At 71.3% G+C, this 19,970-nt stretch carries 3 protein-coding genes; all 3 read left to right on the top strand.

Annotation, left to right across the window (positions count from 1 at the left end):
• The coding region (locus ACZ5DS_RS08315) for a type I polyketide synthase (RefSeq protein WP_468235173.1) at window positions 1-1,582 on the top strand (1,582 nt) is incomplete at its 5' end.
• Window positions 1,575-10,685 carry an SDR family NAD(P)-dependent oxidoreductase gene (locus ACZ5DS_RS08310; RefSeq protein WP_468235172.1) on the top strand — a complete coding sequence of 3,037 codons (9,111 nt, stop codon included), beginning with the start codon at window positions 1,575-1,577 and terminating at the stop codon, window positions 10,683-10,685. The genes ACZ5DS_RS08315 and ACZ5DS_RS08310, both read left to right, overlap by 8 nt.
• A 1-nt stretch (window position 10,686) precedes the next feature.
• Window positions 10,687-19,965 carry an SDR family NAD(P)-dependent oxidoreductase gene (locus tag ACZ5DS_RS08305; protein WP_468235171.1) on the top strand — a complete coding sequence of 3,093 codons (9,279 nt, stop codon included), beginning with the start codon at window positions 10,687-10,689 and terminating at the stop codon, window positions 19,963-19,965.
• Window positions 19,966-19,970 lie beyond the last annotated feature (5 nt).

The raw sequence follows: 19,970 nt of genomic DNA, 5'->3' as shown, positions 1-19,970 counted from the left end.
GGTGATGGAGTTGGCTGCTTATGTCGAGCAGTTGATGCCGGCCGGGGAGACCGCTTCCCCGGAGCCGGAGCCGGAGCCGGAGCCGGAGCCGGAGCCGGAGCGGGAGCCGGAGCCAGTGGTCGTGCCGGGACCCGTTTCCTTACCGGTGGCGTTACGGATTGCGGAACCACCGTCGGAACCGATACGGCAACCGGAGCCGGAGCCGGAGCCGGAGCCGGAGCCGGAGCCGGAGCCGGAGCCGGAGCCGTTGCTGCCGGTGCCCGGGGACGCCTCGCACGCCGCCGTTCGCGGTGACCGCGTCGCCGTGGTCGGAATGTCCGGGCGTTATCCGGGCGCGGAGAACCTCCGCCAGTACTGGGCCAACCTCCGGGACGGCCGTGACTCCGTGCGGGAAGTGCCCGCCGACCGCTGGGACATGTCCCGCTACTACGACCCCCGCCCCGGCCAGAAGGGCAAGACCTATTGCAATGCGATGGGCTACCTGGAGAACGCGGACTGCTTCGACCCGCTCTTCTTCAACATCTCGCCGGCCGAAGCGGAAGGCATCGACCCGCAGCACCGCCTGTTCCTGCAGGAGGCGTACCGGGCGTTCGAGGACGCGGGCTACGACCCCGGGTCGATGAGCAGGATGAAGTGCGGTGTCTATCTGGGCATCAGCGGCAACGAGTACAGCTTTCTGGTGTCCGGCAACGACAGCGAGGAAGACACCGTCGCGACGAGCAGCAGCAACGCCATCGCCGCCGCGCGCATCGCCTACTTCCTCAACCTCAAGGGCCCGGCGATCGCCCTCGACACCGCCTGCTCGTCCTCGCTCGTCGCGTTGCACCTCGCCCAGCAGGCGCTGGCCAGTGGTGAGATCGACGTCGCCCTGGTCGGAGGTGTCTCGCTGTACCTGCTACCGGGCACCTACGTCAGGATGTCGGGAGCGCGGATGCTGTCGGCACGGGGACAGTGCCGGTCGTTCGACCAGGGAGCCGACGGCTTCGTGCCGGGCGAGGGCGTGGGAGCCCTGGTGCTCAAGCGGCTGAGCGACGCCGAAGCGGATCACGATCACATCCACGGCGTGGTACTGGCGTCGGGTACGAACCAGGACGGCAAGACCAACGGCATCACGGCTCCCAGCGCCAACAGCCAGATGGAACTGTTCCGTACGGTGTACGACCGGTACGGCATCGACGCGGCGTCCATCGGATACATCGAAACGCACGGTACGGGGACGACGCTCGGGGACGCGATCGAGCTGGACGCCCTGAGCACGGTCTACCGTGAGCGGGGAGTCGCCCCGAGGTCGTGCGTGATCGGCTCGGTGAAGAGCAACATCGGGCACACCTCCGCCGCCGCCGGTGTCGCCGGTGTGCACAAGGTGCTGCTCGGCCTGCGCCACGGCCTGCTCGTCCCGTCCCTCCACGTCGAGACGCCCAACGAGCTCCTCGACTCCGAGGACTGTCCGTTGACCATCAGCAGGGACCTCCAGTTCTGGGAAGCACGGATCGGCCACGAGCTGAGGCGAGCCGCCGTCAGCTCCTTCGGATTCAGCGGAACCAACGCCCACGTGGTGCTGGAGGAATATCGCCATGCGTGACACGAGCGAACACCCCGGGTCATCAGCCGTCGTGATCGTCCTGTCGGCGGTGTCGGAAGGGCAGTTGGACACCCGGGTACGCGATCTGCTCGCCTTCGTCGAGGAGCAGCCGCGGCTCGATCTGGTCGACCTGGCCTTCTCGCTCCAGGTGGGGCGGGCGGCGCTGGACTGTCGGCTGGCCTTCACCGCCGACTCCCTCGACGCGGTGGCCCGGGGGTTGCGGACCCATCTCGGACAGGACGGCACGGTCGACGTCTTTCGGGGCCGGGCACCGGAGTCGCCGGGCTGGGACGAGCAGAGCGAGGAGGACCGCGACCTGGTCCGCTCGCTGGTCTCCGCCCGTGCGTGGCGCCGTGTCGCGGAAATCTGGGCCGGCGGTCGCGCCGTCGACTGGGCCCAGCTGTACGCCCCGCGCAAGCCCTTCCGCATCCCGCTTCCCACGTACCCGTTCGCCAAGGAGCGGTACTGGGTGGCGGCGAGCCCCCCGGCGCAGACGGGTTCCGTACCGCCTCCGACCGGTTCCGTACCGCCTTCGGCCGCAGTGCTCCACCCTCTGCTGCACCAGGACGCATCAGAGCCCGGAGGACGGCGCTACAGCTCGACCTTCCTCGGCGAAGAGCCGGTCCTGCGGGACCATCTGGTGCACGGGGTGCGGACGCTGCCCGGCGCCGCGTACCTGGAGATGGCACTGGCGGCGGCCGACCTCGGGAGAGGGACGGAGAGGCACAACGCCGGCGTCGCCCTCTCGGACGTGGTCTGGATCCGGCCGTTCCGCATCAATGAGCAGCCGCGCGACCTGCAGGTGGTGATCCAGCCCGACTCCCCGGACGGGGTCCGTTTCCGGATGTCCGTCGCCGGCGAGGACGCCGGGACCGCTGTGCTGTGCACGGGATCGGTGGTGACGTGCGAGGCGACGCCGGCCTCGGTGGACCTCGCACGACTGCGGGCCTCATGCGGCGAACGGCGGTGGGACGCGACGGAGATCTACCCCGCGTTCCGGTCCGCCGGGATCGAGTACGGCGATTCGTACCGCGCCATCGAGCACCTGCTCCTCGGGGAGTCCCAGGTGCTCGCACGCCTGGCACTGCCCGAAGAGGCGCGCGCCGACGCGGACGGCTGCCTTCTGCCTCCGAGCCTGATGGACGCGGCTTTCCAGACCTGCGCGGGACTGATGGCCGGGGAGCCCGACGCCGGGCGGGCGGTGTTCGTGCCGTTCGGGGTGGAGCGGGTCGAGGTGCTCGCGGCGCCGGGCGAAGCCCTCTGGGTCTGGGGCCGGCGTGCCGCCCGGGACACGGTCGGCGGGGCCACCCGTACCTTCGATCTCGATCTGTGTGACGACGCCGGACGCGTCCGGGTACGCGTCCGGGGCCTCTCGGTCCGGGCGCATCCGGAGACGACGGCCGAGGCAGCCCGCCCGCAGGCGGCCGAGGCAGCCCCCGCGCACGCGGATGGCGAGGTGTTCGCCACCCCGCGCTGGCAGCACAGGCCGTTGCCCGACGCGGCCGCCCCCGCCGCCGGCGGACGGGCCGTGGTGTTCGCCGAGCGGGGCGCTCTCGTGGACGGTGCCGCCCCGGATCCGGACTGCGAGGTGGTGACGCTCAGCTCCCCGGTCACCACCCTCGACGCCCGCTACATGGATTACGCGCTACAGGTGTTCGAAAGGACGCGGCAGCTGCTGCGGGACGGCACGCAGACGAAGTACATCCTCCAGATCCTGTTGACCGATGGACCGGAGTCGGGGGTGCTGACCGGTCTCGGCGCGCTGCTGAGGACCGCGGCTTCGGAGAACCCCCGGATCACCGGACAGGTCGTCGTCGTGGACGCCGGGACACCGGTCGCGGCACGGCTCGGTCTCCTTGCGAAGGAGCGGCGCAACCTCACCGACGCCACCGTGCGGCTGCGCGGGGACAGGCGTGAGGTGCTCACCTGGGCCGAGGAGTTCCCGGCGGATTCCCCCGGCGCGCCGTGGCGGTCCGGAGGCGTCTACCTCATCACCGGCGGCATGGGCGGCCTCGGCCGCATCTTCGCGGAGGAGATCGTCCGGCAGGTGAAGGACGCCAGGCTCGTCCTCGTCGGCCGTTCCCCGGCGACCAAGCAGTCGCGTTCGATCCTCGAACGGCTCCGGGCCTCGGGCGCGGAGGTGTCCTACGAACCCGTCGATGTCGCCGACCGGGCCGCGGTCAGGGCGCTGGTCGACGGGATCCGCCGCACGGCGGGGACGATCCACGGGGTCGTCCACAGCGCCGGCGTGATCGAGGACGACTTCATCCTGAGGAAGTCCGAACGCGAGTTCCGCGAGGTTCTCGCGCCGAAGGTCAGCGGCCTGGTGAACCTCGACGAGGCGACCGAGGACCTCGATCTGGACTTCTTCGTGACCTTCTCCTCCGGTGCCGCCGTCACGGGGAACGTCGGTCAGGCCGACTACGCGGCGGCGAACGCGTTCATGGACGCGTACGCGGAGTACCGCCAGGGTCTCGTGGCCGCCGGACGCCGGTCAGGCCGCACTCTCTCGATCAACTGGCCGCTGTGGGCCGAGGGCGGTATGGGCGCCGATGCCGACACCAGGACGGTGCTGCGCGACCGCTTCGGGATCTCCCCGCTGGAACGCGGCGCCGGTATCGCGGCATTCACCCGGTGCCTGCACACCCACCACCACCAAATACTCGTCGCCGCTGGGCACATGGACCGGATCAGGAAGGCGCTGACGATGCAGCAGGCCGGAGAACACACGGCACCCGCGAACACCGGGACTCCCGTCGTCCCGTCGGAGGCGGGCCGCGACGACGGACTGGCGGAGTGGACCATCGCGTACATCACCTCGCTGCTGGCGGAGGTGCTGAAGGTGCCCGCACGGCGCATCGATCCGGGCAGCCGCCTGGAGCGCTACGGCATCGACTCGATCCAGGCCGTCAACCTCACCGCCCGGCTGGAGACGTCCTTCGGGAACCTGCCGAAGACGCTGTTCTTCGAGTACGCGAACATCAAGGCGCTGAGTCAGTACTTCGTCGAGGTCCACGGGGACCGGCTGCGGCAGCTGAGAGGCGCCGTCCCGGCCGCCGCGGTGTCCTCGCCTCCGGCACAGGAACCAGCTCCGGCGGCCCCGTCCGCCGCCGTCACCGGACAGGCGGCGGCGATACCAGCGGCCGGGCCGGCGCATCGCGCGGAGGGGCACGGATCCGCGCCGCGCGCGATGGAGATCGCCGTCATCGGAATGGGCGGGCGCTACCCGCAGGCACCCGACCTGCGGACGTTCTGGCGCAACCTCGCCGAGGGCCGGGACTGCGTCACCGAGGTCCCACGGGATCGTTGGGACGCCGGTGCCTACTACGACGCGGACCGTTCCCAGCCGGGGACGACGAACTCCAAGTGGGGCGGCTTCCTCGACGACGTCGACCGGTTCGACCCGCTGTTCTTCAACATGTCGCCGCGCGAGGCCGAGTTCACCGACCCGCAGGAGCGCCTGTTCCTGGAGTGCGTCTACGAGACGCTCCAGGACGCCGGATACACGCGCCAGGACCTGACGGCGTCCTCTCCGAACGGAGCTGGAGGCAACGTCGGGGTGTTCGTGGGCTCCATGTACGACGAGTACCAGCTCTACGGCGCGACCGAGCAGGCGCTGGCCGACGGGAGGGTGGTTCCGGGCAACGCCGCGAACATCGCCAACCGCATCTCCTACTTCTGCGACTGGCAGGGACCGAGCCTCACCGTCAAGACGATGTGCTCCTCGTCCCTGACCGCTCTTCACCTCGCCTGCCAGAGCCTGCAGACGGGCGACTGCGAGGTCGCCATCGCCGGTGGGGTCAACCTGTCCCTGCACCCCGCGAAGTACCTCCTGCTGGGACAGGCCGGCTTCGCGTCCAGCACGGGTCGCTGCGAGAGCTTCGGCCAGGGCGGCGACGGCTATGTGCCCGCTGAGGCGGTAGGTGCGGTGATGCTCAAGCCGCTGGACCGGGCCATCGCCGACAACGACCGCATCCACGGAGTCATCAAGGCGACAGCGGTGAACCACGGTGGCCGCACGAACGGCTACACCGTCCCCAACCCCAACGCCCAGGCCGACGTGGTCGCCCGCGCCCTGGACAGGGCGGGGGTCGACGCGCGCACCATCAGCTATGTCGAGGCGCACGGCACGGGCACCTCGCTCGGGGACCCGATCGAGATCGCCGGCCTCGCCAAGGCGTTCTCCCGCCACACCGACGACCGCCAGTTCTGCGCGATCGGATCGGTCAAGAGCAACATCGGACACGCCGAGAGCGCTGCGGGCATCTCGGCCTTCACCAAGGTGCTGCTGCAGCTCGCGCACGGCCGCCTGGTGCCCTCGCTCCACTCGGAGAAGCTGAACCCGCACATCGACTTCGGCGACACGCCCTTCCGGGTGCAGCGGGAACCGGCGGAGTGGCGGCGGCCGTTGATCGACACCCCCGACGGACCTCGGGAGTACCCGCGTCTCGCCGGCATCTCGTCGTTCGGGGCGGGCGGATCGAACGCCCACGTCATCGTGGGCGAGTACGTACCGGCCGGGCCCGCGCAGGCCGACGATCCGGCGCAGTGGCCGCTGGGGTCGGTCATCGTGCTCTCGGCGAGAACCGAGGAGCAACTGCGCGAGCAGGCCCGGCGCCTGCTGGACTGGGTGCGCGAGGAGCGGATCGAGGATGCCGACGTGCCCGCTGTCGCGGCCACTCTCCAGGTGGCCCGGGAGCACATGACCGAGCGGCTGGCGTTTCTGGCCGGCTCGGCGGCCGAGCTGACGGCCCGGCTGGGCGACTACGTCGACGGCAAGGACGACGCCGGGTCGTACCGGGGTCAGGGCAGGCGCTCCCAGGACGTCGTCTCCGCCCTGGTCGAGGACGAAGACATGGAACGCACCATCGCAGCGTGGGTGGAGAAGAGGAAGTACGGCAAGCTGCTCGAACTGTGGACCAACGGGCTGGACCTGCCGTGGCGCAGCTACTACCCGAACGCGCTGCCGCGCCGGCTCTCACTGCCGACCTACCCGTTCGCCCGCAAGCGGTTCTGGGTGGCTGACGGTGCCCGGCCCGGGGCCGGGACGGCCGGCCGGGACGTGGTCACGGCAGCCGGCCCCGCCGAGCCGGCGGTGCGCGCGAAGGAGGAGACCGAGGCGGTACCGGCCCCCGCTCCGACGCCTGCCGGCACCCGCAGCGCTGCGAAACCCCGCGGCATCGGCCTGGCTCCCCTGGACGCCGGGTTCGGGCACGGCGGCGGTTCGCTGCCCGCGCGACCCACGTCGCCGGGCCCCGTCACGGTGCCGGAGGGGCCGCCCCAAGGGACCGACGCGCCCGCGGCGGCCAGTGCGGACAGCACTCCGCGTCCTGCCCCGGCGGACCCGCTCGGCCCGGCGCCCGTCCGGCTCGTCCCTACGGCGCGCGCCGTCCAGGACCAGGAGACTCTCGTCCGCGAGCTGGCGACGAGCCTTGCCGAGGCCCTGTATCTGCTCGACGAGGAGATCGACCCGGACACCAAGTTCATCGACATCGGCCTGGACTCCATCGTCGGCGTCGAGTGGATGAACGCGATCAACAAGCGGTACGGACTGGATCTGACGGTGACCCGGCTCTACGACCACCCCACCGTCATGGAGCTGTCGGCCTACATCGTCCGGGAGCTGGCCAAAGGAGGCGCCCCTCAAGGGCGACCCTTTCGTGAGGTGACCGAGCCTGTCGCCGAGCCGGAGCCGGGCGAGGCCGCCGAGCTCGAGCCGGTCGAGACTGTCGCCGAGCCGGAGCCGGATCCAAAGCCGGTCGAGGCTGTCGCGCCGGAGCCGGTCGAGGCTGCAGTACCGGAGCCCGCGGTGGGGCGGGAGGCGGTGCGGGCCGCCTCCGTCGCCGAGCCGCCGGGAGCGGATTCCCGCCCGGCCGGAGCGGTCGCCGTGGTGGGGATGTCCGGCAGGTACCCCGGGTCCGTGACCCTGGACGAGTACTGGGACAACCTGGCGCACGGCCGCGACTGCGTGGGCGAGGTGCCCGCTTCCCGGTGGAGCGTCGCCGATCACTACGACCCGCGTCCCCACCAGGAGGGCAAGGTCGCCTGCAAGTGGATGGGACACCTCGACGACATCGAGAGCTTCGACCCGCTGTTCTTCAACATTCCGCCCGCGGAGGCGGAGTCGATGGATCCGCAGCAGCGGTTGTTCCTCCAGGAGGCGTACCACGCGTTCGAGGACGCGGGTTACGATCCCCGTTCGCTGAGCGGTCGCAAGTGCGGTGTCTATCTCGGGATCATGAGCAATGAGTACGGCATGCTCATGCAGCGGCAGGGTGGTGAGACGACTGCGGCGGCCACGAGCGGCAGTAATGCCATCACCGCCGCGCGCATCGCCTACTTCCTCAATCTCAAGGGTCCCGCCATCGCCCTGGACACTGCCTGTTCGTCCTCTCTGGTGGCCACCCATCTGGCGACGCAGGCCCTGCGGAGCGGTGAGATCGACATGGCCCTCGTCGGGGGTGTCACCCTCTATCTGAGCCTGGACGCGTACCTGGGCATGTCCAGCGCGGGAATGCTGTCCCCGGACGGGCGCTGCAAGGCCTTCGACAACGGCGCGAACGGGTTCGTGCCGGGCGAGGGCGTGGGCGCGCTGGTGCTCAAGCGTCTCGACGACGCCGTCCGCGACGGTGACCACATCCACGGCGTGGTCATCGGCTCGGGCATCAATCAGGACGGCAGGACCAACGGCATCACCGCGCCGAGCGGCGCGAGCCAGATGGAGCTGGAGCGCGACGTCTACGACCGGTACGGCATCAACCCGGCCGGGATCGGCTACGCCGAGCTGCACGGCACGGGAACCAAGCTGGGCGACCCGATCGAGCTGGAGGCCCTGGCGACGGTCTACCGGGAACACACGGACAAGACCGGGTACTGCGCCATCGGCTCGGTGAAGAGCAACCTCGGCCACACCTCGGCCGCCGCCGGCATCGCCTCGATCCAGAAGGTGCTGCTGTGCATGCGGAACGAGCAACTGGTGCCGACGCTGCACTTCGACCGGCCCAACGAGCACTTCGACTTCGAAGGCTCCCCGTTCCGCGTCAACACCGAGCTCTCCCCGTGGAAGACCGAACCGGGATCCCTCCGGCGCGCGGCCGTCAGCGGCTTCGGCTTCAGCGGTACCAACGCCCACCTGGTCGTGGAGGAGTATCCGCAGGACGCCGCGGAGCGGCCGGTCGGGGGCCCGCACGTCTTAGTGCTGTCGGCCAGGAGCGAGGAACAGCTGAGGACATCGGCCGCCCGCCTCGTCGAGCACCTGCGCGCCCACCCGTCGCTGGCCCTGACGGACGTCGCCCACACCCTGCAGCAGGGCAGGGAAGCCATGGCACGGCGGCTGGCCGTCGTGGCCACCACGCCGGGAGAGCTGCTGGAGAAGCTGACACGGTACGCCGAGGCCGGCGTTGCGGACGGCGTCCTCACCGGCCTGGCCGCCAAGGGCCGGTCGGGGCGCACCGAACGGGTGCGGCCCGCCGGTCCCGACGGCACCGTGTCGGTGACGGAGGCCGAACAGCTGGCCGCGGCGTGGGTCGGCGGAACGCCCGTGGACTGGGCGGGGCTGACCGAAGGGACGCGGCCCCGCCGGGTCCCGCTGCCCACGTACCCCTTCGCGCGTGAGCGCTACTGGTTTGACGACTCCTCGGCCTCCGGGCGGACCGAGGTGCCCCTCCCGTCACCGAACCCCGTCGCCACCCAGGAGGAGCACGCGCCGACCGCGAGCGACGGCGAAGTCCCGGACGGTACGAACATCCTGCTGGCGCCGGTCTGGGACGCGGTCCCCCAGCGCGTACAGCAAGACGTCGCCCTCCCGTCCGGCCGAGTCGTCGTGATCGGCGGCACCGCGCAGCAGCGGGAGCGGATCCGTGCCGTCCATCCCCGTGCCGAACACCTGCCACTGGACCCCGGGGACACGACCGAGACCATCGCCGCGAAGCTCGAAGCCACGGGCGAAGCCCTCGGGCACCTGATCTGGCTGCCTTCCCATGAGACGGCCGCCGACCCCGTCGACGCAGCGGACGACGCACTGGTCGACGCCCAGGAGGCCGGCCTGTATGCCTGCTTCCGCACGCTGAAGGCGCTGCTGGGGCTGGGGTACGGCCGCCGCCCGCTCGACGTCACGGTCGTGACCGAGCGGACTCTGCGGGTCCGGCGCACGGACGTGGCCGACCCCGTCCACGCCGGACTGCACGGACTGCTCGGCTCGGTGGCGAAGGAGTATCCGGGCTGGACGGTACGCCTCGCCGACCTCGACCCGGACCACGACTGGCCGGTGGCGCAGCTGTTCGCGCTGCCCGCCGAGGAGAGCGGCAGCGTGTGGGCGTACCGTCGTTCCCGCTGGTACCGGCAGACCCTGGTGCCCGTGCAGGACACCGCCGCGGAGCGCACCCGCCGGACGGTGTACCGGCAGGGTGGCGTCTACGTCGTGATCGGCGGCGCGGGAGGCATCGGCGAGGCATGGACCGAGCACATGATCCGCGCCTACGGGGCGCAAGTCGTGTGGATCGGGCGGAGGGAGGAGGACGAGTCGGTCCGCGCCAAGCTGGCGCGTCTGGGCGAGCTCGGCCCCCGACCGCGCTACGTGAGGGCCGATGCAACCGACCGGGCGGCGCTGGAGAGCGCGTACCGGGACATCAAGAGGACACATCCGGTCGTCCATGGTGTGATCCACTCGGCCATCGTGCTGGCCGACCAGAGCCTGGAACGCATGGACGAACAGCGCTTCCGCGCCGCGGTCACGGCCAAGGTCGACGTGAGCGTCCGACTCGCCCAGGTCTTCCGGGGCGAGCCTCTGGACTTCCTCCTCTTCTTCTCCTCCATGAACTCCTTCCTGATGGCTTCGGGACAGTGCAACTACGTGGCGGGATCGGTGTTCGAGGACGCCTACGCCCACCGTCTCGCCGCCGAGCTGGACATTCCCGTCAAGACCATGAACTGGGGCTACTGGGGCACCGTCGGCGTCGTCGCCGCACCGGAGTACCGGGAGCGCATGCACAGGGCCGGTGCGGGCTCGATCGAGCCCGCGGACGGCATGGCGGCTCTCGATTTCCTCCTTTCCGGCACGTTCGATCAACTCGGGCTGATCAAGGCCCCCGGGGGTAATTCCTGACATGCTGAACGACATTCGCCGCGAAGCCATCACGATGGTGCCCGAAGGCACGCAGGTTCCCCTGCGCCACCTGTGCCAGGAGCAGGACGGTACGGCGGGCCCGGCAGCGGGCGTGTCGCCCGGTGCCGAAGCCGACGTGGACGAGGACCTGCTGAGCCGACTGCTGCTCGTACAGCTCACGAGCGCGGGGCAGCTGTCCGCAGCGGTCCCGCCCACGCTGCCCGGCGGCGGACTGCGGCGCTGGCTGGACGAATCCGTGCGGCGGCTGCGCGTCGGCGGGCTTCTGAGCGGCTCCCTTACGCGGCCGGTCCCGGCGGTGACGGTGGACAGCTCCGCCGCGTGGTCGGAATGGGAGGAGCACCGCGCCGACGCGCAGGGGGACGCCGCCCGGCGCGCGCGGTTCACGCTGCTCGACGCCACACTGCGGGCGCTGCCCGGCATCCTGCGCGGCGAGGTCCTCGCCACCGACGTGGTGTTCCCCGACTCATCGATGGAACTGGTCGAGCGCATCTACCGGGACAACCCCCTCTCCGACCGCTTCAACGGGATCCTGGCGGACGCCGCGGTCGCCGTGGTGCGGGAAATCATCCGCGCCGACCCGGCCGCCCGCGTCCGCATCCTGGAGATCGGCGCGGGCACCGGCGGCGGGAGCGTCACCGTCCTCCAACGGCTGCAGCCCTACGCGTCGCACGTGGAGACGTACTCCTACACGGACCTGTCGAAGTCCTTCCTGATGTACGCGCAGGAGGAGTACGGGCCGCGGTACCCCTACCTGGACTACCGGTTGTTCGATGTCGAGGAACCGCTGGCGGCCCAGGGCATCGCCGCCGGTTCCTACGACCTCGTCCTCGCCACCAACGTGCTGCACGCCACGAAGGACATCCGCCGGACGCTGCGCAACGCCAAGGGCGCGCTCAAGCGGCACGGTGTCCTGCTCGCCAACGAGCTCTCCACCCACTCGCTCTTCACCCACCTGACGTTCGGTCTCCTCGACGGCTGGTGGCTCTACGAGGACGACGAGCTGCGCATGCCGGGCGGTCCCGGCCTCTCCCCGGAGACCTGGGAGGAGGTGCTCGACGACGAGGGCTTCGGCTCCGTGTCCTTCCCGGCGCGGTGGCTGCACGAGCTCGGCTACCAGGTGATCGCCGCGGAGAGCGACGGCCTCGTACGGCAGGAGGTCCAAGAGGTCCAGGAGGCTGCGGCCTCGACGGAGGAGACGGCCGGCGAGGGACTCGTCGAGCCCGAGGTCCAGGAGGCCGCCGCCTCCGGTGAGGCGCTGGAACAACGCGTCAGGGACGCGATCTACGCGCAGCTGAAACGGTCGTTGAAGCTCGACCGGTCACAGATCGCCGCGGATGACGCCTTCATGGACTACGGCGTCGATTCGATCATCGGCGTGCGGCTGATCCAGCAGATCAACCGCACGCTCGGTACCGACCTCGCCACGACCGACCTTTTCGACCACGGTTCCGTCAGCCGGCTGGCGCGGCACATCGTCGACCACGCTCTCCCCGCCGCACCGGCGGAACAGGCCGCACCGCTGCCGGCCCGGCAGCGGGTCACTCCCGAGGAGCTCGCATCGCCTACGGCCGCCTCCCGACGGACCGCCCGGCCCGTGGCGGGTCTGGGTGCGGGGCGGACCGCCGCGGGCGCCCCGGCCAGGGAGCCCATCGCCGTCGTCGGCATGAGCGGCAGGTTCGCCGGCTCGGCCGACGTCGAGCAGCTCTGGGAGCACCTCGCGCAGGGCCACGACCTCACCGCGCCCGTCTCGCGGTGGGACCTGTCCCGCTACCACCCGGCCGGTGCGCAGAGCTGCGAACGCGGCAGCTTCATCGACGGGATCGACTGCTTCGACCCGGCCTTCTTCAACATCTCGGGCGTCGAGGCCACCTACATGGATCCGCAGCAGCGGCTCTTCCTCGAGGAGTCGTGGAAAGCCCTGGAGGACGCCGGTTACGCGGGCTCCGGTACCCGGGGGCGGCGCGTCGGCGTCTACGTCGGCTGCCAGGACAGTGGCTACGCGCAGCTGTTCGGCGCCGAGGCGCCCCCGCAGTCGATGTGGGGCAACGCGCTGTCGGCGATGCCGGCGCGCATCTCGTACCATCTCGACCTCCAGGGCCCGGCGATCGCGGTCGACACGGCCTGTTCCAGTTCGCTCGTCGCCATCCACCTCGCCTGCCAGGGGCTGTGGGGTGGTGAGACCGAGATGGCCCTGGCGGGCGGTGTCTCCCTGCAGTGCACGCCGCAGTTCTACGCGCTGGCGGGCCGTGCCGGCATGCTCTCGGCGAGCGGCCGCTGCCACACCTTCGACGACCGGGCCGACGGCTTCGTGCCCGGCGAGGGCGTGGGAGTCCTCGTCCTCAAGCGGCTCGGCGACGCGCTCGCCGACGGCGACCACATCCGTGGCGTCATCAGCGGCTCCGGGATCAACCAGGACGGTGCGTCGAACGGGATCACCGCGCCGAGCGCCGCGTCCCAGGAACGGCTGGAGACCTCGGTCTACGACACCTTCGGGATCAGCCCCGACGGCATCCAGATGATGGAGGCGCACGGCACGGGCACCAAGCTCGGCGACCCGATCGAGTACCGCGCGTTGAAGAAGGCCTTCCGCCGGTACACCGACCGGAGGGACTACTGCGCGCTGGGCTCGGTCAAGTCCAACCTCGGCCACACCATCACCGCCGCCGGCGTCGCCGGAGCCATCAAGGTCCTGCTCTCGCTCGGACACCGGACCATCCCGCCCTCCATCAACTTCGAGCGGGCGAACGCGCACATCGACATGTCCGACAGCCCCTTCTACGTGAACACGGTGAACCGCCCCTGGGCTGCCGGGAACGACGGCACACGGCGTGCCGCGGTCAGCTCTTTCGGGGTCAGCGGGACCAACGCCCACATCGTGTTCGAGGAGGCCCCTGGACCGGTCCGCCCTTCCACCACGTCCACCACGTCCACCGCGCACCTCGTCACCCTGTCCGCGGCCACCGCCGGGCAACTGGTCGAGCAGGCCGAGCGCCTGATCGAGCACTGTGAGCAGCGGCCCGGCCTGCACCCGGGCGACATCGCCTTCACCCTCCTCCTCGGCCGCAGGCACCTCGCGCACCGGCTGGCCTGGGTCGTGCGGGACGCCGGGGAACTGGTCGGGGCCCTGCGCACCTGGCTCGCCGGGGGGCAGAGCCCCCGCCTCAGCGCCGGCGAGGTCCCCGCGCAGGGGATCGACGAGCGTGTCGCGCTGCGGGACCTCGGCAACGACTGCCTCCGGCAGGCCGCCACCGACCCGGCATCACGCACCGAGCTGCTGTCGACCGTCGCGGACCTCTACGCCCAGGGCTACGACCTGGACTACGCCGCTCTCTTCGCCGCGGACCACCACACCCGCGTACCGCTGCCGACCTACCCGTTCGCCCGTGAGCGCTACTGGGTGCCCGAGCAGGGGGCGCTCACCCCGGCTCGCCCCGGCACGGCCGGGCCGCACCCGCTGCTCCACGAGGACGTCTCGGACTTCGGCGCCCGGCGCCACCGCACGCGGTTCACCGGCGAGGAGCACTTCCTCACCGACCACGTCGTCAAGGGACGCAAGGTGCTGCCGGGCGTCGTCTGCCTGGAGATGGCACGAGCCGCCGCCGCCCTGGCCCTGGGGACGCCCCAACCCGGAGGCGCCGACGGCATCGCCCTGCGCAACGTGGTGTGGGCGCGGCCCGTGGCCGTGGACGCCGAGCCCGTCACGCTCGTCACGTCTTTGGTGCCCAAGGGCCCCGACGAGGCCCACTACGAGATCACCGGCACGCCCGCTCCGGCGACCGGCGCCGCCCCGGTAGTGCACAGCCAGGGGCAGGTGGTACGCAGGGCGGTGATGCCGGCGCTGCTCGACATCGCGGCCCTCCGTGCCGGATGCGACCAGGGGGAGCTGACCGCGGCCGAGCTGTACCGGGCGTACGAGGCCATCGGGTTCTGCTACGGACCCTCGCACCGGGGGCTGGAGCGGCTGCACGTCGGCCGTGGCCAGATCCTGGCCCGCATCGTCCTGCCCGACTCGGTCCGCGCGGCCCGCGACGCGTTCGTCCTGCATCCGAGCCTGCTCGACGCCACCCTGCAGGCATCACTCGGCATCGGCCTGGCGGCCGGGGCGGCCGAAGCACTCGATGTGTCCGGCATGAAGCCCTCCCTCCCGTTCGCCCTGGACGAGCTCGAAGTGATCGGCGGGAGCCCGGAGTCATCGTGGGCCTGGATCCGCTTCAGCGCCGGCTCCCGGGCGGACCGGACGGTCTTCAAGCTCGACATCGACCTCTGCGACGACGGGGGGCGGGTCTGCGTCCGGATCCGTGGCATGTCCTACCGCGTACTGGAGGGCGAGGTCGACGGGAACGGGCCGGACGCGGTGTCCTGCGTCAGCTTCCTGCCGGTCTGGCGGGAAGCCGCACCCGGCGGCGACCCGGACGTCGAACCGCGGGAACGCGTCGTGCTGCTGCCCGACCTCCCCGGCCTCGGTGAACTCCTCGCCCGGCGGGATCCGGCGGCGCGGCTGCTGCCGCTGACCTCGGCCGCGTCCGGGATCGCGGACCGGTTCACCGAGTACACCGTCCAGGCGCTGGAACACCTGCGCCGTCTGATGGCCGAGGGCGTGCGGGACGGGGCTCGCGTCCAGCTCCTCGTCCCCGACGAGACCGGACTCGCCACCACGCGCGGCCTGCTCGGGCTGCTCAGGTCGGCGCAGGCGGAGGAGCCGGGGCTGCTGCCGCAGCTCGTGCTCGTCGACCCGGCCGAGACCGCCGAGCAGATGATGTCCCGGCTCGCCGTCGCCCGGCGGCATCCTGACGCGTCCTGCCTGCGATTCCGGGCCGGCCGAGTCGAGGTCCTCGACTGGCGCGCGGGCGACACGCCTGCTGAGCCCCGCGTGCCCTGGCGAAGTGGCGGGGTCTACCTCGTCACGGGCGGACTGGGCGGAATCGGCACGCTCGTGGCACGGGACATGGCCGCCGGGGCGTCCGACGTCAAGATCGTCCTCGCGGGCCGCTCACCGCTCGGACCCGCTCAGGAGTCCGTCCTGGAGGCACTGCGCGACCAGGGAGCCGATGTCCGCTACGCGCAGGTAGACGTCACCCGGGCCGCCGCCGTGCGCTCCCTTGTGGACGGCATCCTGCGGGAGCACGGCACCCTGCACGGCATCATCCACGCGGCCGGGGTGCTCCGTGACTGCCTCGTACGGAGCAAGACCGCCGAGGAGTGCCGCGCGGTCCTCGCGCCGAAGGTCGCCGGCTTGGTGAACCTGGACGAGGCCAGCAAGGACGTACCGCTGGACTTCCTGCTGTCGTTCTCCGGCGCGGCAGGGGTGTTCGGCAACGTGGGTCAGAGCGACTACGCGGCCGCCAACGCGTTCCTGGACGCCTACACGGACCACCGGCGACAACTGGTCGAGCGCGGTGAGCGCTCGGGGGCTTCCGTGTCGGTCGACTGGCCGCTGTGGGCCGAGGGCGGGATGCGGGTGGATCCCGGCACGGAGGCGATGATGAACGAGCGGCTGGGCATGGCGCCCATGCCGACCACCGAGGGCATGGTCGCGCTGTACGCCGCCCTGGAGGCGCCGCACAGCCAGGTCCTGGTCGTCGCGGGTGACGCCGACCGGATCAGGCGTACGGTGCTGGGCCGGCCGGCGGCGCCCGAGGTGTCCCGGCCGGCACCGCCGCGGTCGGCCGCCCCGATGGAGGACCTGGCCGCCCCCCGGCCCCGGCCCCGGCAGGCGACAGGCGACGCAGCCGACCCGGTGCGTACCGCCCTGGTCGCGCGGCTTCGGCAGACGCTGAGCGAGGTGATCCAGGTGCCCGGTCACCGGATCGACGCGGCGGCGCCCTTCGAGCAGTTCGGCATCGACTCGGTGCTGGCGCTCTCCGTCACCAACCGGCTGGAGGCCGATTTCGGCTCCCTGTCGAAGACGCTCTTCTTCGAATACCGCAACCTCCATGAGCTGAGCGGCTATTTCCTCCAAGCACACGCGGACGCGGTCCGGGCCGTCGTCGGGATCCACGGCGAGCCCGACCGTTCCGGTGCGCCCGAGAGCGCGGCCCCGGTCACCGTCGTACAGCCCCCGGCGCCGGTCGAGGTGCCGTCACCGGCCGAGCCGGTGCGGACCGCGACCCGTGAGGACGCCATCGCCGTGATCGGACTCGCCGGCCGCTACCCCGGCGCGGAGGACCTGGCCGGCTTCTGGGAGAACCTGGTCGCGGGACGGGACTGCGTCACGGAGGTGCCCCGGGACCGCTGGGAGCGCGGCCCCTCCGACGGCTTTGACCCGAACCGGTCCGGCGGCGGCCCCGCCCAGTGGGGCGGATTCCTCGACGGCGCGGCCGACTTCGACGCACCGTTCTTCAACGTCTCACCGCGCGAGGCCGCGATCATGGATCCGCAGACGCGCCTGTTCCTGGAGTGCGTCTGGAACCTGCTGGAGAGCTCCGGCTACACCCGGGACCGACTGCGCGACGCGCACGGCAGCAGGGTCGGCGTCTACGTCGGCGCGATGTACCAGCACTACCAGCTGCTGTCGTCCGACCTCGCGCACGAGTCCATCACGTCGGTGATGAGCTACAGCGCCATCGCCAACCGGGTCTCGCACTTCTTCGACCTGCAGGGGCCGAGCCTCGCGATCGACACCACCTGCTCCTCGTCGCTGGTCGCGATCCACATGGCCTGCGAGGAACTGCGCCGGGGCGGCGGTGACATGATGATCGCCGGTGGCGTCAATCTCTCCCTGCACCCCAAGAAGTACCTGGGGCTGAGCCTCACCGGCCTCACGGGCAGCGACCCCGACAGCCGGGCTCTCCTCGACGGGGACGGCTTCATCCCAGCGGAGGGCGTCGGCGCGGTGCTGCTGAAGCCGTTGGCCGATGCCGTCCGCGACGGGGACGAGATCCTCGCCGTCATCCGGTCCAGCGCGACCAACCACAAGGGCCGCACCAGTGGCCCGATGGTGCCCAGCCCGGCCCGGCAGGAGGGGCTGATCGCGCAGAACCTGGAGCGGGCGGGCATCCACCCGCGCACGATCAGCTATGCCGAGGTGTCGGCCAACGGTTCCCAGATGGGCGACGCCATCGAATTCGCGGCGCTGCGGGACGCCTTCGGCGAGCACACCCGTGACGAAGGATTCTGCGCCGTCGGCACGGTCAAGTCCACGCTGGGCAACATGGAGGCGGCCTCGGGCATAGCCCAGCTGAGCAAGGTCGTCCTGCAGCTCGCGCACCGCCGACTCGTCCCCTTCGTCGGGAAGGGCCGGCTCAACCCGGGGGTGGAGACCGCGGGCACCGCGTTCTATCTGCCGCGGGAGGCGGAGCCCTGGCACCGGCCCGTGGTGAACCTCGACGGCCAGGAACGGGAGTATCCGCTGCGGGCGACCATCAACTCCTTCGGGGCGGGCGGTTCCAACGCCCATCTGGTTGTGGAGGAGTACGTCGCGGAGCCCGGGGGAGACGGCGCCGCCGCGCCGGGGCATTGGGACGCGGCCCCGATGCCGCAGATCGTGGTGCTGTCCGCCCGCACCGAGGACCGGCTGAGGGCCGTCGTGAGCCGGCTGCTGGACTTTCTGCCCACGCAGGCGGACCTGTCCCTCGAGGACCTCGCCCACACACTCCGGTGCGGGCGCGAGGCCATGCCCTCCCGGCTGGCACTGGTGGCGGGGAACCTCAAGGAGCTCGTCGCCGGCCTCGCCCACTACCTCGACGGTTCCGAGGGAATCGCTCCCGTACCGCTGTTCACCGGCACCGCCGGGCGGGACGACTCGGACCTCGACCTGCTGCTCGGTGGACGGGCCGGGGAGGCGCTGGTCCGCGAGCTGCTGGCCGAGAACCACCTCGAGAAGCTGGCCCTGTTGTGGGCGCGAGGCGGCAACGTGCCCTGGGAGTCGGTGCGGCGCGGCGACCGGATGCCGCGGATCCTCCGGTCGTTGCCGACCTATCCCTTCGACCGGAAGCGGTACTGGGTGCCCGCGCCCCCGGGAGAGGACGCCAGGACCACGATTCCCGCTCCTTCGGCCGCTCCCGTGGCACCGCCTACGGCGGTGGCTGCGCCGGCCGGCGCAGCAGCGGACCGGATCACGGCCGTCGTCGCCGAGGTGCTGGGGATGCGGACGGACGAACTCGACCTCGCCACGCCGCTGGAGGACCTCGGCTTCAGCTCCATACACGCCACCCAGCTGCTCCAGGCGCTGCGGGCCGAGGTCGACCCCACGGCCGATCTCCGTGCGCTGAGCGAGTGCCGGTCGACCCGGGACCTGCTGCGGCGCTTCGGGGCGGGGGCGGGCGCAGCCGTCGGGGCCGGGACGGCCTCCGTCCCTCCGGCGCGCATCCCGGAGGTCGTTCAGCTCAATGGCCAACGCGAGGGCCGACCGGTCTTCTGGTTCCACGGCGGGCTCGGCGGGGTGGAGGTCTACGCGTCGATCGCCGACAGCATCGAGCGGCCCCTGTACGGGATCCAGGCCCGTGGCTGGATGACGAACAGCGAGCCCTTGCACGGGATCCCGGCGCTGGCGGCGCACTACGCGCAGATCATCCGCACGGTCCAGCCCGAGGGGCCCTACGACCTCGGCGGCTACTCGTTCGGAGGCCTGCTGGCCTACGAGGTGACGCGTCGGCTCCAGGAGCAGGGCGGGACGGTCGAGAGCATCGTCATGGTGGACACCTACGACGACAGCGTGGGGGATGTGACCATGTCGCGCACCGACATGCTGTTGCAGCAGGTCAACGCCCTGCTGTTCGCCGCCTCCAAGCCGGCTCCGCAGGACTTCGCCACCACGCTGGTGTCCGGCCGCGAGGTCGACTGGGACCAGGACGAGGACGCCCTGCTGGACCAGATGCTCACCCTCGCGCGACAGCGTGGGCTCAAGGGGGACGCGCAACTGCTGCGCGGCCGGGTGCTGCGCAATCTGGAGGTCCAGGAGGCCTACGGACTGCTGGACTACGACATCGCACCGCTGCCGCGGCCGGAGTCGGTCAACTGCTTCTACTTCCGCAACCAGAGCGGCCTGTTCTACGGGGAGATGGAGCCGCTGTTCTCCACGCAGGAGGACGGCGCGGTCCTGGACAACGCCGTCTACTGGGCGGAGTGGCAGCGGCAGCTGCCGAACTTCCACCAGGTCGACGTGGATGCGGCCAACCACTTCGTGATGCTCGGCGACCCGGCGGCGCTCGCCACCGTGCGGTCCTTCTGCAAGCTGTTCTACTCCGGCAAGGGGGACAGGCGCCTCCCCGTGGCGAAGGCGTGGGTCACCCGCCGTCGGAAGGCGCGGGAGACCGAGTGAACGCG

This window comes from Streptomyces sp. NPDC031100 (assembly GCF_055570785.1).
The sequence above is the reverse complement of the archived record's forward strand: the minus strand, read 5'-3'. Positions and strand labels throughout refer to the sequence as shown.

Bases quoted from the DNA above. Each gene is read 5' to 3' on its own strand.
- ACZ5DS_RS08305 (WP_468235171.1), top strand. From the start codon at position 10,687: ATGCTGAACGACATTCGCCGCGAAGCCATCACGATGGTGCCCGAAGGC.
- ACZ5DS_RS08310 (WP_468235172.1), top strand. From the start codon at position 1,575: ATGCGTGACACGAGCGAACACCCCGGGTCATCAGCCGTCGTGATCGTC.